The organism is Nostoc sp., from assembly GCF_036916975.1.
GTDB lineage: Bacteria > Cyanobacteriota > Cyanobacteriia > Cyanobacteriales > Nostocaceae > Nostoc.
In genome coordinates this window covers 1-22,247 of the sequence record NZ_JBALFF010000106.1, presented here as the reverse complement: position 1 = coordinate 22,247, position 22,247 = coordinate 1, and the positions used below count along the sequence as shown (strand labels likewise).

Sequence of the window (22,247 nt, the reverse complement as noted above, 5' to 3'; positions counted from 1 at the left end):
TCTTCAGGAGACAACTAATGAAGGCTAACTGATATATATGTTTTAATGCCACTAGTGAATTTCCTGAAAATAGTTACTGTCTTGCTCCATTTTTAAGAAAATAACAATCATCTCCAGCACTGTGCGCCTAAAACCCTTATGGCTATGTTTCAAAACTAGGCGTCACGGAACGGGGCATCGTAGACATCGCCTCCGATGATTGTGAAATTATTAAAACTTCCAGTTGAAAGCGAGTAAAATGTAAGTACGTGATATACTACGTCTCTCACTTACCCTGGTTTTATGGCACTGCCAATTGTTGCAATTATCGGACGCCCAAATGTGGGCAAATCCACCCTGGTTAATCGACTCGCCGGGGAACAAACGGCGATTGTCCATGATGAACCGGGAGTGACACGCGATCGCACTTATCTACCAGCTTTCTGGAATGGTCGTGAATTTTTAGTCGTAGACACTGGTGGTTTAGTTTTTAATGATGATACCGAATTTTTACCACTAATTCGCCAACAGGCAATGACAGCCCTTGCAGAAGCATGTGGCGCTATTTTTGTTGTAGATGGTCAAACAGGCCCCACATCGGCAGATTTAGAAATTGCCGAATGGATGCGCCAACAACCCGTACCTGTGCTACTAGCTGTAAATAAATGTGAATCCCCAGAACAAGGCTTAATCCAAGCTGCCGAATTTTGGGAATTAGGATTGGGCGAACCTTACCCCATCTCCGCGATTCATGGAAGTGGCACAGGAGAGTTACTCGACGAGTTAGTTAATCACATACCTGCTATTGAAGACATCCCAGATACTAATGAAATCAAGGTAGCAATTGTGGGACGCCCGAATGTGGGCAAATCGAGCTTACTCAATTCTTTTGTTGGGGAAGAGAGGGCAATTGTCAGCCCAATTTCTGGTACCACCCGCGATGCTATTGATACCGTCATTGAACGAGAGGGACAAACCTACCGTTTGATTGACACCGCCGGTATTCGCAAAAAGAAACACATAGAATACGGCACAGAATTCTTTAGTATTAATCGTGCTTTCAAAGCCATTCGCCGCGCTGATGTGGTTTTATTAGTAATAGATGCCGTAGATGGAGTCACTGAGCAAGATCAAAAATTAGCTGGACGGATTATCGAAGAAGGTCGAGCTTGCATCATCGTCGTTAATAAGTGGGATGCTGTCGAAAAAGACTCTTACACAATCTACGACTACGAAAAAACTCTGCAATCACGGTTACATTTTACCGAATGGGCAGAAACAATTTTTGTAAGTGCCTTGTCAGGACAACGGGTAGAAAAGATTCTCGAATTGGTGAAAACGGCGGCCGAATCACACAAACGCCGTGTCAGCACATCAGTTATTAACGAAGTCTTAACAGATGCTGTGAGTTGGCATTCACCGCCAGCATCTCGTGGTGGGCGTCAGGGCAAGATTTATTATGGTACACAAGTAAGTAGCCAACCACCAACGATCGCACTATTTGTCAACGATTCCAAGCGCTTCAACGACAACTACCGCCGCTACATTGAACGCCAATTCCGGCAACAGCTAGGATTTAAAGGCACGCCAATTATTTTATTATGGCGCAGCAAAAAAGTCCGTGATGCCGAAAGTGGTAATGTTAATAGAGCAACTCGCGTCAAAATAAGTTAGGAGTTAAAAGTTAAAAGTTAGGAGTTAGGAGTTAGGAGTTAGGAGTTAGGAGTTAAAAGTTAGGAGTTAAAAGTTAGGAGTTAGGAGTTAAAAGTTAAAAGTTAAAAGTTAGGAGTTATGAGTGAGGAGTGAGGAGTGAAAAGTTAAAAGTTAGGAGTTATGAGTTAAAGTCAAACTATATAAAATCAGACTGGGTGAGACAAGAAGCTTAAACCCCTTGTTCTATGCAACCTACCAGGTAATCCGTATAACTCCTAACTCCTCACTCATAACTCCTCACTCATAACTCCAAACTCCAAACTCCAAACTCCTAACTCCAAACTCCAAACTCCAAACTCCAAACTCCTAACTCCAAACTCCTAACTCCTAACTCCAAACTCCTAACTCCAAACTCCTAACTCCAAACTCCAAACTCCAAACTCCTAACTCCAAACTCCTAACTCCAAACTCCTAACTCCAAACTCCAAACTCCAAACTCCAAACTCCAAACTCCAAACTCCAAACTCCAAACTCCTAACTCCTAACTCCTAACTCCTAACTCCTAACTCCTAACTTTTAACTCCTCACTCCTAATTTTAAAATGGATTTATTGCGATCGCTGCCACTTGGACTTTATTTAGAACAACCCCAAACTTGGTTGCATAAAATCGATCCGCGAGTCAAGTTCGCCTGGTTGATGAGCTTTTTAACAAGCTATATTTTAGCTAACAACTTTTGGCGGGTGCTGCTGGTGGTACTATTAATTCTTGCGACCTTAATTGCCAGAATTCCCCGGCGAGTATGGCAGCAGCAAATGGGTTGGCTATTAATACTATCGTTTTTTGTCTTAGCGATCGGAGCCATCAGTCCTGATGGAATGGGTGTAAATTATCAGTCCCGCCTCCCAGCTAATGAACAAATATTAACCCAGCAAGCAAACTCCAATAATATTGTTCAAGAGCCAGCAAGTAATCACAAATACAGCTATGTGCTATTTCACAAAGGGCCAGTCAAAGTAACTCGCTATTCCTTGGATTTGGCTGTACGTCTGAGTACAATTATATTTACCGTAATTTACAGCACCAACCTGTATCTGCTGACAACCGCACCAGAAGAAATCACATCTGGCATAGAAAGCCTAATGCAACCCCTGCGACGCTTCAAGTGGCCTGTCACCGAAATTGCTTTAACTTTAACCTTATCGTTGCGTTTTATTCCCCTGGTTTTAGAAGAAGTGCAAAACTTATTTCGCTCAGTGATGACAAGGGCAATTAATTGGAAAAAGCTAGGATTGAAAGGAGGATTCAAAGTTTGGATGACAGTCGCAGAGAGACTGTTAGAAAATCTGCTCTTACGAGCCGATCAAATGGCGAATGCAATGATGGTGCGGGGTTTTACCAGTCCCAACGAGCATCGAGTGCAGTGGCACGATTTACGATTTAAGGGGCGTGACTGGCTTGCTATTGCGACTTTAATCTTATTCTGGGGAATACGGCTAGCTATAGGAACTGAGGTCTGATTTTGCACCGAGAAAGTGGTAATAGGTAATAGGTAATTGCATTTTGTCAGTGGTCAGTAGTCATAGTTATTTCTACTCACTGCTAAAAACTGTTAACTAATTATTGACAACGCTTTTAAACAGTATGATCAAGGCTTGGTATTGGCGATCGCTACCCTTAGAAAAGCGCACAGGTTCGGAAGTTTTTGCTACTCTGTTTCACCCCACCGCCGCACCGGGAATTGCTACCCTACTAGAAAGTCCCTACCCAACGCCAATCGATCATCCCCAACTCAGCCAATATTCTATCTGTGCAGGCGCTCCTCGCCTAGTCGATGGCATCCCCCAGATGTGGACACCAAAAGTAGGAGAAGTTTTTCCCTTCCTCGAAAAGCTGTTACAGCAAGGGGTAGAGAGAGATGAGAAAAATGAGGTAGTATTTTCTTCCCCTGCTTCCCATCTCCCCTTCACGGGCGGTTGGTTGGGTTGGCTAGGTTACGATGTAGCATGGGAAATTGAACAGTTACCAGCTCATAAAATTGATCCCCTACCATTTCCTATAGCTTTTTGGTATGAACAAGATTGTTTTGCTGTTTTGGATCACGCGCAACAAATTCTTTGGCTAGCCGCTAGTGATGCAAGTAAGCTCGATGAGTTCCAGCACAAATTAGAGAACAAAAAAGGGGAGTTAGGGGACAAAGTAGAATTTTCCCCCTCATCTCCCTCATCTCCCTCATCTCCTCAGTTTTTGACATCGCAAGCAGATTATGAAACAGCTGTAAACCAGGCGAAAAAATATATTCAAGCTGGAGACATCTTTCAGGCAAATCTTTCATTGCGATTTCAAGCGTCTACATCGGCTTCTGGTTGGGAAATTTATCAAGCCTTACAAAAAATCAATCCTTCTCCTTTTGCTAGCTATTGGCAAACGCCTTGGGGGGAAGTGATTAGTTGTTCGCCGGAACGGTTGGTAATGTTGCAAAATCGGCAAGCAGAAACCAGACCGATCGCTGGGACGCGATCGCGTGGTGTGACTCCAGAACAAGATATGCAACTGGCACAAGATTTACTTAGCAACACCAAAGAACGTGCAGAACACATCATGTTGGTGGATTTGGAACGCAATGATTTAGGGCGAGTTTGTGAATGGGGAACGGTTACAGTTGACGAATTGCTGACAATTGAGCGATATAGCCATGTCATGCATCTTGTCAGCAACATCAAAGGTACTTTAAAAGGCGAATACACTGCCATTGATTTGATTCGCGCCACGTTTCCAGGTGGCACAATCACAGGTTGTCCCAAAGTCCGTTGCATGGAAATTATCGAAGAACTAGAACCCGTGCGGCGCAGCTTGTTCTACGGTTCCTGTGGCTATCTAGATTGGCGTGGTCATTTAGATTTAAATATCCTAATCCGCACCCTGCTACTAGCCCCCGTGTCTCAAGAGGCAGGGGGGGCAGGGGGAGTAAATTCTTCTTCATTTCCTGACTCAAAACTCATCCCCCAGCACTCAACACTCAACATTGTCTGGGGACAAGTTGGCGCGGGAATTGTCGCAGACAGCGATCCTGAGAAAGAATGGTATGAATCTCTGCACAAAGCCCAGGCACAACTGGCAGCCCTGAAAATGCTAGATTATCAATAGAGAATTGCGAATTGCGAATTGCGAATTGCGAATTGCGAATTGGTTTAATTCTTCTCCCTCATCCCCCCATCCCCCACTTCCAAATTTTGTGCCATTCAGCCATACTTGTGGCAGTATGGAAAGAAGTTGAAAAGTTAGCTGTTGCCGTTGGGAATTTCAAAGGGTGTTTTCCCTTGCTACGCTAAACTTTTAATAAGAGGGTTAGGACTGTATTTATGCCTTGTGCCGCCCGGTTGGTGTATTTGAGTCACCAAAGCATACGGCGAAATCTATTGACAAGCCTCTACGCTTCGCGTTTCATGTTGTACCATTGCGCTTCACTACCACTAACTTCATCTGCCCACTAGAAACTAGATCAAGGTCTTCGCAACCGCAGTTTTGCATTTTAAGCAAATATTCTGACGAATGTTGGTATTATCGTCTGAATGTTTTGAATTCACTGCGAAAAGATATATACTCCCACCTTGACTACACCTTGACTTTTAAATGAATCCAGAATACGCAGAAACTTACATAAACCATCCAACTTGGGGTTTACTCTATAAAATCTGTATGGTTGATGACAACCAGGATTTGTTCACCACACTTTATGCCCAGCGCTTGTTTTTTTTGGTCGCAAATGACGTTAAAGGTGTTAAATTCCAGTCTCTAGGACGGACTGAGGCGAGAATGATGTTGGAAAATCGCTTACGGACTCTGCGGCGCAGTGGACAATCTCAGGAGTACGATCAGCTTCAGAGTGTTTTCCAACGCACCTTCCAATGAATAGTTCGATTTCCGAACGTATTGTTTCCATTCGTTCCTCTCTGCCAACTTCAGTCAAATTGATTGCTGTTAGCAAGCAAGTTTCTGTCCAGGCCATTCGGTCTGCCTATACCGCAGGAATTCGTGATTTTGCGGAGAGTCGTATCCAAGAAGCCGCCAGCAAACAAGCCGAGTTGCAAGACTTACCGGATATTACCTGGCACTTTATTGGACATTTGCAAAGCAATAAAGCCAAAAAAGCCATTGAACAATTCCCTTGGATTCACTCCGTCGATAATTTGAAGCTGGCACAGCGCTTAGATCAATTGGCACAACAGCTAGGAGTGAGTCCCCAGGTTTGCCTGCAAGTGAAAATTCTCCCCGATCCCAACAAGTCTGGTTGGAGTGGGCCAGAACTTTTGGCTGATTTACCCACACTCGATCAATACAAAAGTTTACAAATTCAAGGTTTGATGACAATTCCGCCTTCAGGATTAAATGATCCGGAAATTTTGAATGTATTTAATCTCAATCGTGAGCTAGCAAAGAAAATAAGAGAGCAAAACTGGTCACACATTAAAATGCAGCACTTGTCTATGGGTATGTCAGGCGACTACGAACTGGCAGTGCAAGCAGGGGCAACGATGGTACGATTAGGAACAATATTGTTTGGCGATCGCTCTTAGCCTTTGATTATCAGCCAAGGGAGTTGAGTATTAATAGAGATCAGGATTTGATGACAAGAATTTTGTAGCAGACTGGTGCAATTAGAAACAAAGGATATAGTATTGACAAAAGCAATCGCTAAGGGAAAATGGGGTAAAAAGAGCTTTCCTTCGGACAAACCTTAGGATACAATCTTGACTCATTATTATGTTTAGGCGATGCACAGAGCTTTGCAAGAAGTGTCAGTTCATCGCCAAAACCAGTAGTATGGGTTACAAATAGCAATATACTTGCTGTAGTATCCACCGATGTAGCGTAGTTTCCCGCCTTCGGCATTGCTCCTACTCAATCAATCCTAAGCCAAGTCAATACAGGCTATTCGCACCAGGAGAGTACACAGACCATGAACAATATATTTTCCAAACTCAGAGACTTTGTGGGTCTAAATGAGCAAGTGGAATATGAGTATTACGAAGAAGAACCAGATAGAGATAATAATTACCAAAATCTGTATCAACAAGAAAATCCCCAACCACCGGCACCACAGGAAAGCCCAGCCGCTCAAAATCGTCGCTGGCGCGAACCAGTGCCTACAATGGGAGATGATATAGCAGAAGGTTCAAAGCCAATGGGGAATGTGATTGGTATGCCAGGAGCAATTAACGGAATTTCGGAAGTTTTAGTCCTCGAACCACGCACCTTTGAAGAAATGCCGCAGGCAATTCAAGCGTTGCGAGAACGCAAGTCAGTGGTATTAAATCTGACAATCATGGACCCAGATCAAGCTCAACGAGCAGTAGATTTTGTTGCAGGTGGTACTTACGCACTAGATGGACATCAAGAGCGCATCGGTGAGAGCATCTTCTTGTTTACACCAAGCTGTGTCCAAGTTAGCACCCAAGGTGGCGTTCTTCATGAAGTCCCACAACCTCCAACCCGTTCCTCTCGTCCTACAGGTTCTTCAAATCAAACCTGGGGCAACGAAACTAACCGGATGGCACAATAAAGTTAAATTAGTTGTTAGTCCTTTGTCTTTTGTGATTAGTCCTGGGTTTTGAGAATAGTGACAAATGACAAAGGACAACCGACTAATGACAGATGACAAACTATCAATGACTATAAAATTTGGCTTAATTGGTGGTGGGGTAATGGGAGAAGCGCTCTTATCCCGCCTTATTGCGCGTGGAATTTATCAATCATCAGAAATCATAGTTAGCGAACCGCTATCTTCACGCCTAGATTTTTTAAAACAGCAATACGATGTTGCTGTGACGACAGATAATAGCCAAGTTTTCGCCCAAGTCAAAGAAGTTGTCTTATTGGCAGTAAAACCACAGGTGTTCAGCGCGATCGCTCAAGAATTAACAGATATTGATATTCTTAATAAAGAACACTCACCCCTAATAATTTCTATATTAGCGGGTGTGGCTTTGAGTCAGCTAGAAGCTGCATTTGTGCAATTGCCAGTTATTAGAGCAATGCCCAACACCCCAGCAACAGTGGGAGCAGGAATTACAGCCATTTGTTCAGGTGCATACACCAATGCCAAGCACCACCAAATAGCACAGCAAGTTTTTTCTGCTGTGGGGGAAGTAGTGGAAGTCTCAGAAGGGCTGATGGATGCAGTCACAGGGCTATCTGGTAGCGGGCCTGCTTACGTGGCGGTGTTGGTAGAAGCACTTGCTGATGGCGGAGTATCCGCAGGTTTACCTAGAGCAATTGCCAATCAACTAGCCTTGCAAACCGTACTAGGAACAGCGAAACTGTTAGATGAAACCAAAATGCACCCAGCAGAACTCAAAGATCGCGTTACCAGTCCCGGTGGTACAACCATTGCGGGAATTGCCAAGCTAGAACAGGCAGGATTTCGTTCAGCTTTAATAGAAGCAGTCAAAGCTGCCACAGAGCGATCGCAAGAACTGGGAAAATAATAAAGAGTCATTAGTCATTAGTCATTGGTCATTTGTGAAAAACTAATGACTAATAACTAATAACGAAGTTGACAAAAGACTCGTTAATATAGTAAACAATCTGGTTGCAAATGTGATTGAGTGAATTATCCTGCACCGTCTCCAGAACTTGACTTAGGGTCTATATTTCCCTTTGATCTGGATCAGTTTCAAAAAGAAGCGATCGCGTCCCTAAACGCCGGACGCTCCGTAGTCGTATGCGCCCCCACAGGTTCGGGCAAAACATTAGTTGGGGAATACGCCATTTATCGCGCCCTGGCGCGAGGAAAACGTGTATTTTATACAACTCCTTTAAAAGCGCTGTCGAATCAAAAATTGCGTGACTTTCGAGAAAGATTCGGCTTTGATCAAGTCGGACTATTAACTGGAGATGCTTCCATTAACAGAGATGCACCGATTTTGGTGATGACTACAGAAATTTTCCGAAATATGCTCTATGGCACACCCATTGGGCAAATCGGCATCTCATTAGTAGACGTTGATGCGGTGATACTTGATGAGTGCCACTACATGAACGATCGCCAGCGTGGTACTGTTTGGGAAGAATCAATCATCTATTGTCCCCGGGAAGTGCAACTGGCAGCCCTCTCAGCAACGGTTGCCAACAGCGATCAACTCACCGATTGGCTAAATCGCGTTCACGGGCCAACAGACCTGATTTACTCCGATTTTCGCCCAGTTCCCTTGGAATTTCACTTTTGCAATCCCAAAGGGTTATTTCCCCTGCTGAATGATAGCCAAACCAAAATTAACCCCCGCCTGATTCAGAAAAAGAAGGCGAGAGGGGGAGAAAGGGAGAGGGGGAGAAGTGGTAGACCAGAGGCTCCTGGAATAGTTTTTACCTTGAGCCAATTAGAGCAACGGGATATGCTACCAGCGATTTACTTTATCTTCAGCCGCCGGGGATGTGATAAAGCCGTGGCAGAAGTAGGGGATTTATGGCTGGTAAATAATGAAGAATCCCAGATTTTGCGCCAACAAATTGATGACTTTTTAGCCCGCAATCCCGAAGCAGGGCGTTCTGGACAAATTGCCCCCCTATACCGGGGAATTGCTGCCCACCACGCCGGAATTTTACCTGCTTGGAAAGCACTCGTAGAAGAACTATTTCAGCAAGGGCTGATTAAAGTAGTATTCGCTACTGAAACATTAGCTGCGGGAATTAATATGCCCGCCCGGACAACGGTAATTTCTACCCTTTCCAAGCGTACCGATACTGGACACCGCTTGTTGAACGCTTCCGAATTCTTGCAAATGGCAGGACGAGCAGGCCGCCGGGGGATGGATAAACAAGGTCATGTAGTGACAGTTCAAACTCCCTTTGAAGGAGCTAAAGAAGCGGCGTATTTAGGAACATCCAAGCCAGACCCCCTTGTAAGCCAGTTTACGCCCAGTTATGGCATGGTACTCAACTTGCTGCAAACACACACCCTAGAGCAAACCAGGGAACTGATAGAACGCAGTTTTGGGCAGTACATGGCCACCTTGCATTTAAGACCAGAATACGATGAGGTTGCCGAACTGCAAAAACAATTAGCTCAACTTCATGAGCAAATCGCCGCAGTTGATGAAAATGAACTGGCTATTTATGAGAAATTGCGGCAACGGCTGAAAGTGGAACGCCAGATATTGAAAACCTTGCAAGAGCAAGCGCAGGAAGACAGACAAGAAGAATTGGGGATGATGTTGGGCTTTGCAGTATCAGGAACTCTGCTGAGTCTCAAAGGGAAAAATATCACAGTGTCTACACCCGTAACCGCAGTGTTAGTGGGAAAATCGCCCGGTTCTGGTCAAGCTCCTTACTTGGTATGCTTGGGACATGATAATCGCTGGTATGTGGCAACCACAGGGGATGTAGTCGATTTGTATGCCGAACTGCCGCGAATTGAGGTGTCACCTGATTTACTACCACCGCCAGAGATGCCTTTGAAGCCAGGACAGTCGCGCCGGGGTAATCAAGAAACATTTGCGATCGCCACGCGTATTCCCGATCCCATAGAATCTTTGCATCTGGCACCAGAAGTAGCAGAACAACTCAGTCGCACTGCTGCTGTTCAAGAGCAATTAGAAGCTCATCCCCTACATCAATCAGGCAATGCTGCCACACTTTTCAAGCGCCGCGCCCGCTATGTTGAACTAGAAGCCGAACTTGAACAGTTGCAAGGGCAAGTAGAGCAACAGTCACAACGTCATTGGGAAGAATTTCTCAATTTAATCGCAATTCTGCAACACTTTGGCGCTTTAGATAACTTAGTGCCTACAGTATTAGGGCGAATCGCTGCCGCCATTCGAGGCGAGAATGAATTGTGGCTAGGTTTAGTATTCGCTAGCGGTGAATTGGACAACTTAGATCCGCACCATTTAGCCGCCGCCGCCGCCGGTTTGGTGATGGAAACCCCCCGTCCAGATAGCAAAGTTAACTTTGAGCTTAGTAATGAAGTAGCAGAAGCCTTAGCAAAATTGCGGGGAATTCGTCGCCAAATGTTCCAACTACAACGGCGGTATAACGTAGCACTGCCTATATGGTTGGAGTTTGAGTTAATTGCGATCGTGGAACAATGGGCGCTAGGAATGGAGTGGATAGAACTGTGCGAAAACACTACCTTGGATGAAGGCGATGTGGTGAGAATTCTACGGCGGACGTTGGATTTATTATCGCAAATACCCCACGTTCCCCATTTGCCAGACTCTTTCTGCCGTAATGCTCATCGGGCGATGCAGTTGATTGATAGGTTCCCTGTGAATGAGGTGGTTGAATAAACAAGACGTTACGCAAAACCAGATGCGCTGTAGGGGCAATTCATGAATTACCCCTACAAACCGCCCCAAGAATGATATTTAGATTTGACCAAATAGTAGTAGTGGTATTTAGTTAAAAATGCTTTTTTGGTTTTGTATATGTTCTATACGTGATTAATCACGCCTATCTAACAGAAGTTACATTCGCTATCAGCACTTTTCAAGCCTAGTACACCAAGTTTCCACTACCCTGCAACTGCCGCAAAGAATTTATACATAATGGACAGTCGCAGCCAAATAATTGAATTGCGCGATCGCTTTCCGCGTCAGTAAAATTCAACATGGCAATATTCCGATCTGATACTGATGTAACAATGGTTGCGGAACGTGCAGAGGTATATGGTTGCTTTCTCTCTGAATCCCGAATGCACACAAAATCTTTTCCACCATGTGGATTAGTGATACAAGTACGACCGTCTTCTGTGTGCAGTAATCGCTGTGTAATAGTAGTACTAGCATGGGCAGGATGAAATGCCACCAACGTAGACATCATCGACACAAAGATTGAGGAAGTGGAAAGCAAATTCAGAAGAATTTTTTTGTTCATGGATTTACTTGAGAAAATTGTCTACTAGTTTAGGGTATTCGATTCACTTTCAAACATCAAGTGGATTTTCCCTAAGAATAGCTAGGCTGACACTTGTTACCCAAGAATGTTCCCTATCTACCCAGTTTTGATCGCAAATTAGCTGCTACAGCAGAATTCAGAACTCAAACAGGCTTGATATCTGGCTTGAAAACCTAAGTTGTGTATTTCAGTAAATTTAAATCCCCTCTATATCCCCAAGATAGTGATTGTTGGCTTGATGTCAGCAGATATTTACTTTTTAAATCTTATGCAGAGCGATAAATCGCTCACTACGAACAAAAATTACTTCGGACATTATTCTATACAACCAAGAAGCAGTATAACTATCTTTACAAGCTTAAAAAGCTTAATTTTAACTAAAAATAGGATAAACATTTCGCAATAAATTTGATATAGATTCTCGTTCTTAAATTATTAACTTGTAAAAAGTTCTTTTTTTTATTACATTTTAAAAAAGGCTCATATATCAAGTAATTTAGTAGCCTCAACAGAAAAAATGAAGCGGAAAGTACATTCAGAATCTTCAGATTGTTGCAACTGTGAACATGACGATCACGAGAATCATAATCACAATCATGATGAGAATCATAACCATGACCACAATCACGACCACGGTGGAGAATTCAATCTTAAAAATGAGGTATTACCTTTAGTAGCGATTTTAAGTTTATATGCGCCTGGTGTAATTTTTGAAAATCAATTACACAATACATTTTATTCAATAGGTGAATATCTGCTTTTTATCCCTGCCTATTTATTAAGTGGATGGAGTGTTTTAAAAACTGCTGGGCGCAATATCCTTAAAGGGAGAATATTCGATGAAACGTTTTTAATGGCAGTAGCGACACTAGGAGCGATCGCAATTCATAAATTACCCGAAGCTGTCGGAGTTATGTTATTTTATAAAATTGGAGAATTGTTTCAGGATATTGCCGTTAGTCGTTCCCGTAATTCCATCAAAGCTTTATTAGAAGTACGTCCAGATTACGCCAATATTCAAACAGAGGGAGAATTAAAGAAAGTCTCCCCAAATACAGTAAAGATTGGAGATATTATCGTCGTAAAACCTGGGGAAAAGATTCCCTTAGATGGTGAGATTCTAGATGGAAATTCGCAAGTCGATACATCTGCATTAACTGGAGAGTCTGTACCGCGAAGGGTGAGACTGGGAGAGACAGTTTTGGCTGGAATGATCAATAAAATGGGTGTTCTCAGCATTAGAGTAACAAAACTATTTGACGACTCTTCCATTGCGAAGATTTTGGACTTGGTGCAAAATGCCAAAAGTAAAAAAGCAGAAACAGAAAAATTTATTACTAAATTTGCCCGATATTACACGCCAATACTAGTTTTTGCATCTGTAGCAGTTGCATTATTACCTCCTTTATTCATTGCTGGCGCTACTTCTTCAGAATGGGTTTATCGCGCCCTAATTTTACTAGTTATCTCCTGTCCCTGCGGACTCGTTATCAGTATTCCCTTAGGTTACTTTGGAGGCGTGGGAGGTGCGGACAAACGCGGTATTTTGGTTAAAGGGTCTACTTTTTTAGATACGTTAAATGCAGTTAATACAGTTGTGTTTGATAAAACTGGAACATTAACTAAAGGGGCATTTAAAGTAGTACAAATAATTCCCTCACATGGGTTCAAAAAAGAAGAGATTCTGCAACTAGCTGCCCAATTAGAATCGCATTCAAATCATCCCATTGCTCAATCTATTCGCAATGCTTATGAGGGCAAAATCGATGATTTTGAAATGAGAGATTATGAAGAGATAGCAGGTTATGGAATTAGAGCAAAAGTTGAAAATAGGGTAGTGATTGCGGGAAGCGATCGCCTACTCCAGAGAGAGAATATTGTTCATGATAAATGCCCTGTAGCGGGAACAATTGTTTATCTAGCAGTAGATAATATTTACGCTGGATATATAATCATTATGGATGAGATGAAAGAAGATGCTAAAGAGGCTATTCAAGCACTCAAGCGAATGGGTGTAGAGAAAATAGTAATGTTGACAGGAGATAATCAAGCGATCGCTTCCGGGATTGCTCAACACCTTGGCATAGATAGCTATGAAGCAGAGTTATTACCCGAAGAAAAAGTTAATGCCCTTGAGAAATTAATCAGCAGCGGCGGCAAGCATGGTAAAGTCGCCTTTGTTGGCGATGGCATTAATGATGCACCAGTGATTGCTAGAGCAGATGTTGGTATAGCAATGGGTGGGTTAGGCTCAGATGCAGCCATAGAAACTGCCGATATTGTGATTATGACAGATGCACCATCAAAAGTAGCAGAAGCAATCCAAATCGCCAGAAAAACCCGCACAATTGTATGGCAAAATATCGGTTTTGCTTTATTCATTAAAGGTGTATTTATTGGATTGGGTATTTTAGGCGTAGCGACAATGTGGGAAGCTGTCTTTGCTGATGTCGGAGTAGCAATGCTGGCAATTTTCAACGCAACTAGAGCGATGAAATAAAGTTATTGGAAAATCGGGAATCTGTAATTGGGATGCTCCCGTACCTGTTGAGGCTGTTACGCCAGTATTAATTAAAACAGTAGCTTTGTTTTAGAATTTACGCAAAAAAGCACTGAAAGCGTTGATTTATCGTAGGGGCAATTCATGAATTGCCCCCATATTTCATACTTGATGCGTAAGTCCTATTCTTAATGAATAGGCAAAACTGGCACATCTTAACGATGAACTAAACCACGTCTAAGTAAGTGGGCGCAAATAATCATCATTGGCTCGTAGTTGCGCTTTAGCGCTAAAGCGCAACTAAGAGCAAAATACAGAGATTTTATTTTTCGTTACATAGTTTGGTTTTATCTTGCCTACCTACTTATCTTGAAACCTATAGTTCTTCCATGATGAAAAGGATTTGCCCTCATCCCCCAACCCCTTCTCCCAAATCTGGGATTCGGGGAGCCAGAATTTCAAACTCCCTCTCCCAGATTTGGGAGAGGGATTTAGGGAGAGGGTAAAAACTACGGTTCTCAACTTACATAAGGTTTAGATAAAATTAAGTCTGCATTGCAATTATGAAACTATGTAAATATACAGTTATTTGGCTGATGTAAATCAAAATTTCCTAACTCAGAAAACAAGGAAAACATAGATATTAAGTTAATTGGTGTTTGTTTATACTATTTCAAATTTTTGCAATGGTTATACTCATAACTTAGGTTCTACCTGGGAATTAGGAAGTGGCTTTGCCACTTCTTTTTATTTATCTGGTAGCCCAGTCAAAAATAAATTAAAAGTTAAAAGTAATTTTGTTAAACTTTTAACCTTTATTAATTGTTATACCATTTTACCAAATATCTGCTATACCAACATTGTTAGGAGCGTACAAGTATACGCCCCTAGAGCCGATTCATTTGTTGCAAAATTTGTTGACAATGGTATGATTTCGTGTATGTTTAAATGACCAAGCAGCTTGACCCAATTCTGGGCAGATAAACATAATATTAATCATTACTCATTGTATCTTGCCATCTCTCGCGCTTGGGCTTGCTCTCCACATCGCGCGATCGCGTTTCTTGCCAAGTTCCCCACATTAGAGATTGCTGTTTTTCAACATGGTTAATAAACTGCATGATTGAGTGATCTACTTTGATGGGAGTTTTCAAATTAAACTGAATTGTTTGGAGAATCTTGATGTCATCCATGAGAAAGTACTTAGTTGCAATCTTAGTCAGCCCTAGCACAATTCTATTAGATAACCAACCAAAAATTCCTTGACGTTTTTTAGTCATGAACAGAATTTGACCTTCAGTTTTTCCGCCTTCGTGGAGCCGAACTGCAACCATCATGTGGACATGAAAGAAATCCGGTCCAAGTGTCACAATGCCAATGCTACCGTACCAATAGCAAATACTGTAAGTCCAATAGCAACTACTGTAAGTTATGGCATTTTTGTAGAAAAGACAGATGAGCTTAATGAAAAATAAATTGTCTTTGACAGGTGTAGTATTACTGAAGATAATCGCATTCTCGTTCAGTTCCTCTCTTTCAAAATTAATTTCTATTGGCAGTTTGTGAACTGTATTGAGGTGTTGAGCATCAATCGCATTAATCATCACCACGCTGGGGTGACAGTTCATCACAAAATGAGAATGGATGGTGACATCACACTCTTTTTGTTCCAATTCTGGAACAAAAGGTAAGGGTTGTTGTGGTATTTCTCCAGTCCAAACCCAAATCATCCCATACTTTTCAGCAGTAGGCCAAGTTTGTAACTTTAGGGAAAGTGGTGTATCTAAACATGGAATATCAATACACATTCCTTCAGCATCAAACTTCCAGTGGTGGAAAAAACAACGTAGTGCATTACCCTCAACTTTGCCTTCAGCAAGGTGAGCGCCCATGTGTGGACAGTAGGCATCCAAGGTAACTACTCTTTTGTCTTTACCCCGGTAAATCACTAGTTCTCTGCCCAAAATAGTGACAGGTTTTACTTCACCCACCCGCAGATTTCGAGAGGGTATTACCCAATACCATCCCTCAATAAAATGCTCTGGATTATTGAAGTTTTTAGGTTTACGGGTTGAACTAAAAGTCTGCGAGTTGAGATTCATTTTTATGGTTTCACTTGAGGTGAAGCTGTTGATCTAGAAGTAACATGAGAACTAGATAAAAACAGTTACTTTCAGTACCATGAGCAACAGCTACCCAAGAAGTGGATAAAATTAAGAAGGTAGAATTATGAAAAAATTATATTAAAATTATCAAAAATATGCCGATTAAGCTTAACTAAGCCAATATCCATTTAAATTAGATATTGTAATAATTAAAACTTAGTGAAATTCCTAATTAGATAAAAATTTTCCTTACTGATGACAATATTTTATTAGCTTCTAAAACGACTGAATAAACTAGCAAAATATAGCAATCATAAATCATTCGTGAATAACGAGATCCCCGACTTATTAGAAAATTCGGGGATCTGAATCTTATGATTTTCATTAAAATAGGATGACGATATGTAATAATAATTACAATAGTTGGGAAAATCTGCCGTGTTAACTCAAGATAAAAAACTTCTTTTAATTGGTCAGGTAACAGATATAAGTAAAATCCCCATTAGGACAATTCGCTATTACGAGAGCTTAGGGTTAATCAAATCATCAAGACGAACAGAGGGAGGCTTCCGCCAGTTTTCATTGGATGTGCTGACTCGTCTAGCCTTCATTAAAAGGTCACAAAATCTTGGTCTTAGCTTAGAGGAAATTGGAAATATTCTTCAGGTTTATGACCAAGGACAAGCTCCCTGTGGTGAAATTCAAGAAAAGCTCGAAGAGAAGCTCTTGCAAATTGATCGCCAAATTGATCAGTTGTTAACTTTACGGTCTGAAATAAAGGGATTACTTTCCGGCTGGAAGAATATCGGCGAACAGCATGAGGATACAATTTGTCCGATCATTCAAAACACTAGTACCGCAGGGGGGAATTAAATAATTCGTAATTCGTAATAGAGCCTCCGGCACGCTGCGCGGTTTTCATGCCCAAAGGGCTGTACGTAATTCGTAATTTGTAATTCGTAATAGTTTTTAGTGCTTACTACGAAATTGTTTAGCCATCACTTTAAACTTGAGAAATTACTAGGCAAGACGGAATTTATTATTAAAAAATAAAGCAATTTTTTTGTTCCTTATCTAGGACTCAGGACTTTTATAGAGAAGGAACCACCATAATTCTAGTCCAATCAAGGCTAAACCTGCGATCGCAACACCAACTTTTAAGCCCAAAGGTTGCTCAATATGATGAAATTGGCTGTTTTGCTCTGACAAGTGATTTGGCATTTCTGCTAATACTACGCCTGATGTTCCAGCCAGAAGCACTAAAGCTATCAGGCTTCCCCAAAGGATTTTTTTGCTTAACATTTCCGAAATTATCCTAAAATTATGAGATAGTTTTTGGTTTAAAGTTACGCAATCTGAGGGCATTGCTAACAACAGACAGCGAAGAAAGAGCCATCGCAGCACCGGCGATAATTGGATTGAGTAACCAACCAAAGATGGGAAACAGAATTCCAGCCGCAATGGGAATACCAATAACGTTGTAAATAAAGGCAAAGAAGAGATTTTGCCTGATATTGTTGATGGTAGCGCGACTAAGTTGAATAGCTGTAACAATTCCTTGTAAATCGCCAGAAATTAGGGTAATATCGCTAGCTGCGATCGCTACATCTGTTCCCGTCCCAATCGCAATTCCCACGTCAGCTTGTGCTAGGGCTGGGGCGTCATTTATGCCGTCGCCTACCATTGCGACAATTTTGGATTTTGGATTTTGGATTTTGGATTTTGAATTGGGAAATCTCTCTATCTTCCCTTGCAAAGATTGGATAATCGCCGCTTTCTGATCTGGACGGACTTCGGCAAAGATTCGCTGGATGCCAACTTCAAGAGCGATCGCATCAGCAGTTTTACGATTATCTCCGGTAAGCATTACTACTTCTAAACCTAACTTCTGTAAGGCTTTCACCACTGCTGCTGAGGAAGGTTTGAGGGCATCGGCAATACCCATTACTCCTTGTAGTTCGCCATCTACAGCAATCAAAATTACTGTTTTACCAGCCGCTTCCCAGGCATCTTTATACTGCTGGAGAGCTATAGTATTAATTCCAAGTTCTGTTAACCAGCGTTGTGTACCAATTTGCACAAGCTGATTTGAAACAACTCCTTGCACACCACTACCTGCATTAGCCTGAAAGTTCTTTACCTCTGTTAAACTCACTTCTTGAGACTGGGCATATTTCACCACTGCTGACGCTAAAGGATGCTCAGAATTATGTTCTACCGTTGCTGCTAACTGTAAAAGCTTGATTTCATTACCATTAGCTGTGCCGTTGACAGTTACAAAGTCTGTAACAGTGGGTTTACCCTGAGTCAAAGTGCCGGTTTTATCTAAAACGATGGTTTGAATTTTGTGTGCTAGTTCTAAGCTATCCGCACCTTTAATCAAAATGCCATTTTCTGCACCTTTGCCCGTCCCCACCATTACAGAAGTAGGGGTAGCTAAACCCAAAGCACAAGGACAGGCGATAATTAGTACACCCACCGTTGTCATTGTTGCTAGGGTGAGGTTACCCGTGAAATTAAACCAAATCACGAAAGTGGCGATCGCTATTGCAATCACAGCTGGTACAAACCATCCTGTAACTTGATCTGCCAAGCGTTGAATAGGTGCTTTAGAACCTTGGGCTTGTTGCACCAGTTTGACGATTTGAGCCAAAAACGTATCATTTCCAACTCGTGTCACCCGAAACTGAAATGCACCCGCACCGTTAATCGTCGCCCCAATCACCTCATCTCCCGGCTGCTTTTTGACTGGCAAACTTTCACCCGTCACCATCGCTTCATCTACTGTCGAAGCGCCTGTAATCACTTCACCATCTACGGGAATCTTTTCACCGGGACGTACCAAAATCACATCGTTAATTTTGACTTCGGCGATGGGAACATCAATTTCTCTACCATCACGAATGACTCTGGCATCTCTGGCTTGCAATCCGATGAGTTTGCGGATGGCTTCAGAAGTTTGTCCCCTAGCACGATTTTCTAACAACCGCCCCAACAAAATTAAGGTAATGACAATGGCGGCTACTTCGTAATAAATATGAGGTATCAAGCCTTGAGCAATAAAAAATTTCGGGAAAATAGTGACAAACAAAGAATATAGATATGCTGCACTTGTACCCAAAGCAATTAGCGTGTCCATCGTCGCCGTATGGCGCTTCAGAGATTTCCAGCCATTGCGGTAAAAAGATCCACCACACCAGAACACGACGGGGGTTGTCAGCACTAACTGTATCCAAGGATTTTGCAAGAAGCTTGGAATTAAGGGCAAGTTTAACCCAGTCATCATAGGCAACGACCCCAAAAATAGGAAAATGCTGATTACACCTCCCACCACTACCTTGAGAGATAGTTGGCGTTGTAATGCTTGCCTACTCGCAATTTCTGCATCATCTTCTTCGGTGAGCAATTCTTCCTGGAGTGAGTCAGAAGAGTATCCCGCAGATGCGATCGCACTTTGAATTTTCTCTAAATTAGCTACAGAGCGATCGTACTTGATAGCAGCTTGTTCTGCTCCAAAGTTAACATTGCAGTCCCTTACCCCAGGAACAGAGCGAATTGCCTTTTCGATGTTGTTGGCGCAAGCGGCGCAACTCATGCCTCGAAGTTTGAGTGTGAGAGTATCCATAACTAGATGAACCCCTGTGATTCATGTAAGAGGATCTTAAATAATTCGTATTAAATTATTTGTGGATTTAGACCCCAACTAATTCAATACCGCCAAGAAATCCGGGTTACGCGCAAGTGCTTCGCCAACAATTACGAATTACGAATTAGTTAGCAACTGGATAGCCAGCAGCAGCCAACGCTTCCTTAATTGCTGTTTCTGATGCTTGAGTTTCTACACTGACAAGCTTGGTTGTTGGATCAGCCTGAACGCTAGCATTGGCATCGACTGCCTGAAGTGCTTTGGTGATGGTGCTTGCACAAGCAGAACAAGCCATGTTGGGAACTGTGAGTTGGAGAGTCATAGATTTACGGGATAGAGTGGAAAAGCTAGCCAAACCAAAATGGATGACTGGGGGAAATCTTTCAACAGTCAGAAATAACTGGAAAGAGAGTCGCCTTGAATTTATCCTAGACTCTCTAGCCGGCTGGAGAGTCTAGAGATTTTTAAAAGTTTTTCGCTAAACTTCAAATTTCTTTACAGAAGTAATACATAACCTGCTAAAAATACAAGATACTACAAAAGACTTGTTTTCCGATGCAAGTGTGTGTTATTAAGGCTATATAACCTGTTGTTTTCCCCACAATTCTGGGAAAATAGCCCTCCGCACCACTTGAGACGCGGCTGCTGAACCCAAGTCTCCTAATCTCTTCACAACAAAGAGTCTTTTTTAAGGCTTTATTTGGAGTTTTCATGCAGCCAAAAAATTTGAAACGTCTCCTGCGTGCTTTAGAGCGGCAGGGTTTGGATGTAACTTATAACAATCGCACTTATTCAGTTCGTTTAGTTAATTCTCCTGATGCCCCTGTAGCAGAAGTGCTACTACCGGAAGGCTTCCCCGTAGAAGCTAAGGCACTAAAGCAGTTAGCGAATTTGGCAAGCGTGCGCCACCCATTAGGTGGATGCGTTTGTCGTGCCTGTGCTACGCCTGACTTTCACCCAGGTGATGCGGGTGTTGCCATTGGTTCAGTCGTAGAAACTGTAGGTCAAATTATCCCTGGTGCTGTCGGTTCTGACATCAATTGTGGTATGCGCTTGCATGTTGCTGATTTGACAATCGAGGAATTTTTGGCAAAGCGCGATCAATTCGTAGAACGGATGAAGGGGGATTACTTCTTCGGTACGCGTGATGTGACGATGACTGCTGACGCAATGCGATCGCTATTTCAATACGGAGTTCCCGGTTGGCTGGATGCCATGCTAGATCAGCCTACAGGGAGTGTAATCAAATCTGATTTGCCACAACTTGCTAAAGAGAGCGATGGCTCCGCCAACGCCAGGGGCGAACGCATCTTCTTAGGTGGTTCAATGGATGGTAACTGGCAACTTGCGCCTGAAGAATTAGTTCCCGATGCTGGACTGGTACGCGATGGCGGACTGGCAACCATTGGCGGGGGTAATCATTTTGTAGAAGTGCAGCGAGTTGATAAAGTCGAAAATCGCCCACTTGCCCACGCCTGGGGAGTGCGCGAGGGACAGCTAGCTTTTATGATTCACTCTGGTTCCCGAAACGTGGGTAAGTATATTGGCGGAATGTGGCGAGATAAAGCTAAGGCGACTTGGCAAAAAGGTTTAAAGTACCCTGATTCTCAGATTTTCCTCTCTCTACTTATTCTCACCCGGAACTAGTCGCCAGTTACCTGCAAGCTGAAGCCACTGCTGCTAACTATGGGTTTGTTAATCGCCTGCTATTAGCAGAACTGCTACGTCTGCGTTTGCGAGAAGTATACAAAGATGTGGGAGCACCTCTAGTTTATGACTTGCCGCATAACATCACCTTGCCATTCGGTCAGGGATGGGTGACACGTAAGGGCGCAAGTCCAGCCCATGTAGGGCAACCAGTGATTATCCCTGGTTCAATGGGTGCTTATTCTTATCTGATGGTGGGTAGAGGCAATCCAGCATTTTGTAATTCTGCCTCACATGGGGCGGGAAGAATTTATTCTCGCTTCGACCTCAACCGCAGAGGTGCATCTCAAACTGAGGCGGAACTGGGATTAATCGGCGTAGACTGCATCACCCTGCGTCAAGAACGCCGAATTGAAGAAGCACCCTTTGCCTACAAACCGATTCAGTCTGTGATTGATGTGCAGGTTGAGGCAGAAATGGTGGACGTTGTGGCGCGGTTGAGTCTCGTGTTGACGTTTAAGGCGTAGCCCCTAAATAAAAAGCCCCTGGTCAACACCAGGGGCGCATACACGTTTTTCAGGCATTAACAGGCTGAATAATAACTTTTTGACATACTCCCTGAACTTTCAGGTCAGGGATTCTGGATTCAAACAGCAACAGCAGGCATAGCCCGTCTTATATCACCTAGCCCAACAGACTCTTTGGCCTGCCTGTTGCCATATTGTACCAAAAAGTAAACTCAACGAGGTTGTCACCAACCCCGTTGGTCTTCAAAACCGTGCGTGAGACTTTCACCTCACACGGCTCCTCAATGACTCGGCACG

At 42.8% G+C, this 22,247-nt stretch carries 17 protein-coding genes; 12 read left to right on the top strand and 5 right to left on the bottom strand.

Annotated features, from left to right (window positions below):
- The first annotated feature begins 282 nt into the window (after nt 1-282).
- The 8 genes from der (at nt 283) to V7K73_RS25735 (ending at nt 10,918) form a co-directional block, all read left to right on the top strand.
- On the top strand, nt 283-1,653 hold the full coding sequence (der, locus tag V7K73_RS25770) for a ribosome biogenesis GTPase Der (RefSeq protein WP_334884293.1): 1,371 nt from the start codon (nt 283-285) through the stop codon (nt 1,651-1,653).
- A 580-nt stretch (nt 1,654-2,233) separates the two neighbouring features.
- The gene (locus V7K73_RS25765) at nt 2,234-3,151 is read left to right on the top strand and encodes an energy-coupling factor transporter transmembrane component T family protein (protein WP_334884291.1); all 918 of its coding nucleotides are present in this window, start codon (nt 2,234-2,236) and stop codon (nt 3,149-3,151) included.
- Between the two features lie 124 nt (nt 3,152-3,275).
- Nucleotides 3,276-4,778 carry an anthranilate synthase component I gene (locus tag V7K73_RS25760; protein ID WP_334884289.1) on the top strand — a complete coding sequence of 501 codons (1,503 nt, stop codon included), beginning with the start codon at nt 3,276-3,278 and terminating at the stop codon, nt 4,776-4,778.
- Between the two features lie 486 nt (nt 4,779-5,264).
- Nucleotides 5,265-5,543, top strand: a complete 279-nt coding sequence (pipX, locus tag V7K73_RS25755) for a transcriptional coactivator PipX (RefSeq protein WP_334884287.1) — start codon at nt 5,265-5,267, stop codon at nt 5,541-5,543.
- Nucleotides 5,540-6,208, top strand: a complete 669-nt coding sequence (locus V7K73_RS25750; RefSeq protein ID WP_334884286.1) for a YggS family pyridoxal phosphate-dependent enzyme — start codon at nt 5,540-5,542, stop codon at nt 6,206-6,208. Before pipX ends, V7K73_RS25750 begins: the two co-directional genes overlap by 4 nt.
- A 383-nt stretch (nt 6,209-6,591) precedes the next feature.
- Nucleotides 6,592-7,194, top strand: a complete 603-nt coding sequence (locus tag V7K73_RS25745; protein ID WP_334884284.1) for a cell division protein SepF — start codon at nt 6,592-6,594, stop codon at nt 7,192-7,194.
- Nucleotides 7,195-7,300: 106 nt separating this feature from the next.
- Nucleotides 7,301-8,119, top strand: coding sequence for a pyrroline-5-carboxylate reductase (proC, locus tag V7K73_RS25740; RefSeq protein WP_334884350.1), 819 nt, complete (start codon nt 7,301-7,303; stop codon nt 8,117-8,119).
- Between the two features lie 120 nt (nt 8,120-8,239).
- The gene (locus V7K73_RS25735; protein WP_334884282.1) at nt 8,240-10,918 is read left to right on the top strand and encodes a DEAD/DEAH box helicase; all 2,679 of its coding nucleotides are present in this window, start codon (nt 8,240-8,242) and stop codon (nt 10,916-10,918) included.
- A gap of 205 nt (nt 10,919-11,123) precedes the next feature.
- On the opposite strand, the gene V7K73_RS25730 is transcribed toward V7K73_RS25735, so the two are convergent.
- The gene (locus V7K73_RS25730; protein ID WP_334884280.1) at nt 11,124-11,504 is read right to left on the bottom strand and encodes a hypothetical protein; all 381 of its coding nucleotides are present in this window, start codon (nt 11,502-11,504) and stop codon (nt 11,124-11,126) included.
- A gap of 538 nt (nt 11,505-12,042) precedes the next feature.
- Between V7K73_RS25730 and V7K73_RS25725 the strand changes: the two genes are divergently transcribed.
- Entirely contained in the window at nt 12,043-14,025 is a 1,983-nt protein-coding gene (locus tag V7K73_RS25725; protein ID WP_334884278.1) for a heavy metal translocating P-type ATPase, read from the top strand.
- Nucleotides 14,026-15,017: 992 nt separating this feature from the next.
- Here V7K73_RS25725 and V7K73_RS25720 read toward each other — a convergent pair.
- Entirely contained in the window at nt 15,018-16,127 is a 1,110-nt protein-coding gene (locus V7K73_RS25720) for an aromatic ring-hydroxylating dioxygenase subunit alpha (RefSeq protein WP_334884277.1), read from the bottom strand.
- A 441-nt stretch (nt 16,128-16,568) separates the two neighbouring features.
- On the opposite strand from V7K73_RS25720, the gene V7K73_RS25715 reads away from it, so the two are divergent.
- Nucleotides 16,569-17,003, top strand: a complete 435-nt coding sequence (locus V7K73_RS25715) for a heavy metal-responsive transcriptional regulator (protein ID WP_334884276.1) — start codon at nt 16,569-16,571, stop codon at nt 17,001-17,003.
- A 201-nt stretch (nt 17,004-17,204) separates the two neighbouring features.
- Here the strand turns inward: V7K73_RS25715 and V7K73_RS25710 are convergent, their stop codons facing one another.
- The 3 genes from V7K73_RS25710 to V7K73_RS25700 form a co-directional block, all read right to left on the bottom strand.
- The gene (locus tag V7K73_RS25710) at nt 17,205-17,432 is read right to left on the bottom strand and encodes a hypothetical protein (protein WP_334884274.1); all 228 of its coding nucleotides are present in this window, start codon (nt 17,430-17,432) and stop codon (nt 17,205-17,207) included.
- Between the two features lie 19 nt (nt 17,433-17,451).
- Nucleotides 17,452-19,755 carry a heavy metal translocating P-type ATPase gene (locus V7K73_RS25705; RefSeq protein WP_334884272.1) on the bottom strand — a complete coding sequence of 768 codons (2,304 nt, stop codon included), beginning with the start codon at nt 19,753-19,755 and terminating at the stop codon, nt 17,452-17,454.
- A gap of 145 nt (nt 19,756-19,900) precedes the next feature.
- Nucleotides 19,901-20,098, bottom strand: coding sequence for a heavy-metal-associated domain-containing protein (locus V7K73_RS25700; protein ID WP_229484947.1), 198 nt, complete (start codon nt 20,096-20,098; stop codon nt 19,901-19,903).
- A 389-nt stretch (nt 20,099-20,487) separates the two neighbouring features.
- Between V7K73_RS25700 and V7K73_RS25695 the strand changes: the two genes are divergently transcribed.
- Nucleotides 20,488-21,423: an RtcB family protein gene (locus V7K73_RS25695; RefSeq protein WP_334884269.1), complete on the top strand. Its 936-nt coding sequence runs from the start codon at nt 20,488-20,490 to the stop codon at nt 21,421-21,423.
- A gap of 11 nt (nt 21,424-21,434) precedes the next feature.
- The gene (locus V7K73_RS25690; RefSeq protein ID WP_334884348.1) at nt 21,435-21,950 is read left to right on the top strand and encodes an RtcB family protein; all 516 of its coding nucleotides are present in this window, start codon (nt 21,435-21,437) and stop codon (nt 21,948-21,950) included.
- Nucleotides 21,951-22,247: the final 297 nt, after the last annotated feature.

Bases quoted from the DNA above. Each gene is read 5' to 3' on its own strand.
- der (WP_334884293.1), top strand. From the start codon at position 283: ATGGCACTGCCAATTGTTGCAATTATCGGACGCCCAAATGTGGGCAAA.
- V7K73_RS25765 (WP_334884291.1), top strand. From the start codon at position 2,234: ATGGATTTATTGCGATCGCTGCCACTTGGACTTTATTTAGAACAACCC.
- V7K73_RS25760 (WP_334884289.1), top strand. From the start codon at position 3,276: ATGATCAAGGCTTGGTATTGGCGATCGCTACCCTTAGAAAAGCGCACA.
- pipX (WP_334884287.1), top strand. From the start codon at position 5,265: ATGAATCCAGAATACGCAGAAACTTACATAAACCATCCAACTTGGGGT.
- V7K73_RS25750 (WP_334884286.1), top strand. From the start codon at position 5,540: ATGAATAGTTCGATTTCCGAACGTATTGTTTCCATTCGTTCCTCTCTG.
- V7K73_RS25745 (WP_334884284.1), top strand. From the start codon at position 6,592: ATGAACAATATATTTTCCAAACTCAGAGACTTTGTGGGTCTAAATGAG.
- proC (WP_334884350.1), top strand. From the start codon at position 7,301: ATGACTATAAAATTTGGCTTAATTGGTGGTGGGGTAATGGGAGAAGCG.
- V7K73_RS25730 (WP_334884280.1), bottom strand. From the start codon at position 11,504: ATGAACAAAAAAATTCTTCTGAATTTGCTTTCCACTTCCTCAATCTTT.
- V7K73_RS25725 (WP_334884278.1), top strand. From the start codon at position 12,043: ATGAAGCGGAAAGTACATTCAGAATCTTCAGATTGTTGCAACTGTGAA.
- V7K73_RS25720 (WP_334884277.1), bottom strand. From the start codon at position 16,127: ATGAATCTCAACTCGCAGACTTTTAGTTCAACCCGTAAACCTAAAAAC.
- V7K73_RS25710 (WP_334884274.1), bottom strand. From the start codon at position 17,432: ATGTTAAGCAAAAAAATCCTTTGGGGAAGCCTGATAGCTTTAGTGCTT.
- V7K73_RS25705 (WP_334884272.1), bottom strand. From the start codon at position 19,755: ATGGATACTCTCACACTCAAACTTCGAGGCATGAGTTGCGCCGCTTGC.
- V7K73_RS25700 (WP_229484947.1), bottom strand. From the start codon at position 20,098: ATGACTCTCCAACTCACAGTTCCCAACATGGCTTGTTCTGCTTGTGCA.
- V7K73_RS25695 (WP_334884269.1), top strand. From the start codon at position 20,488: ATGCAGCCAAAAAATTTGAAACGTCTCCTGCGTGCTTTAGAGCGGCAG.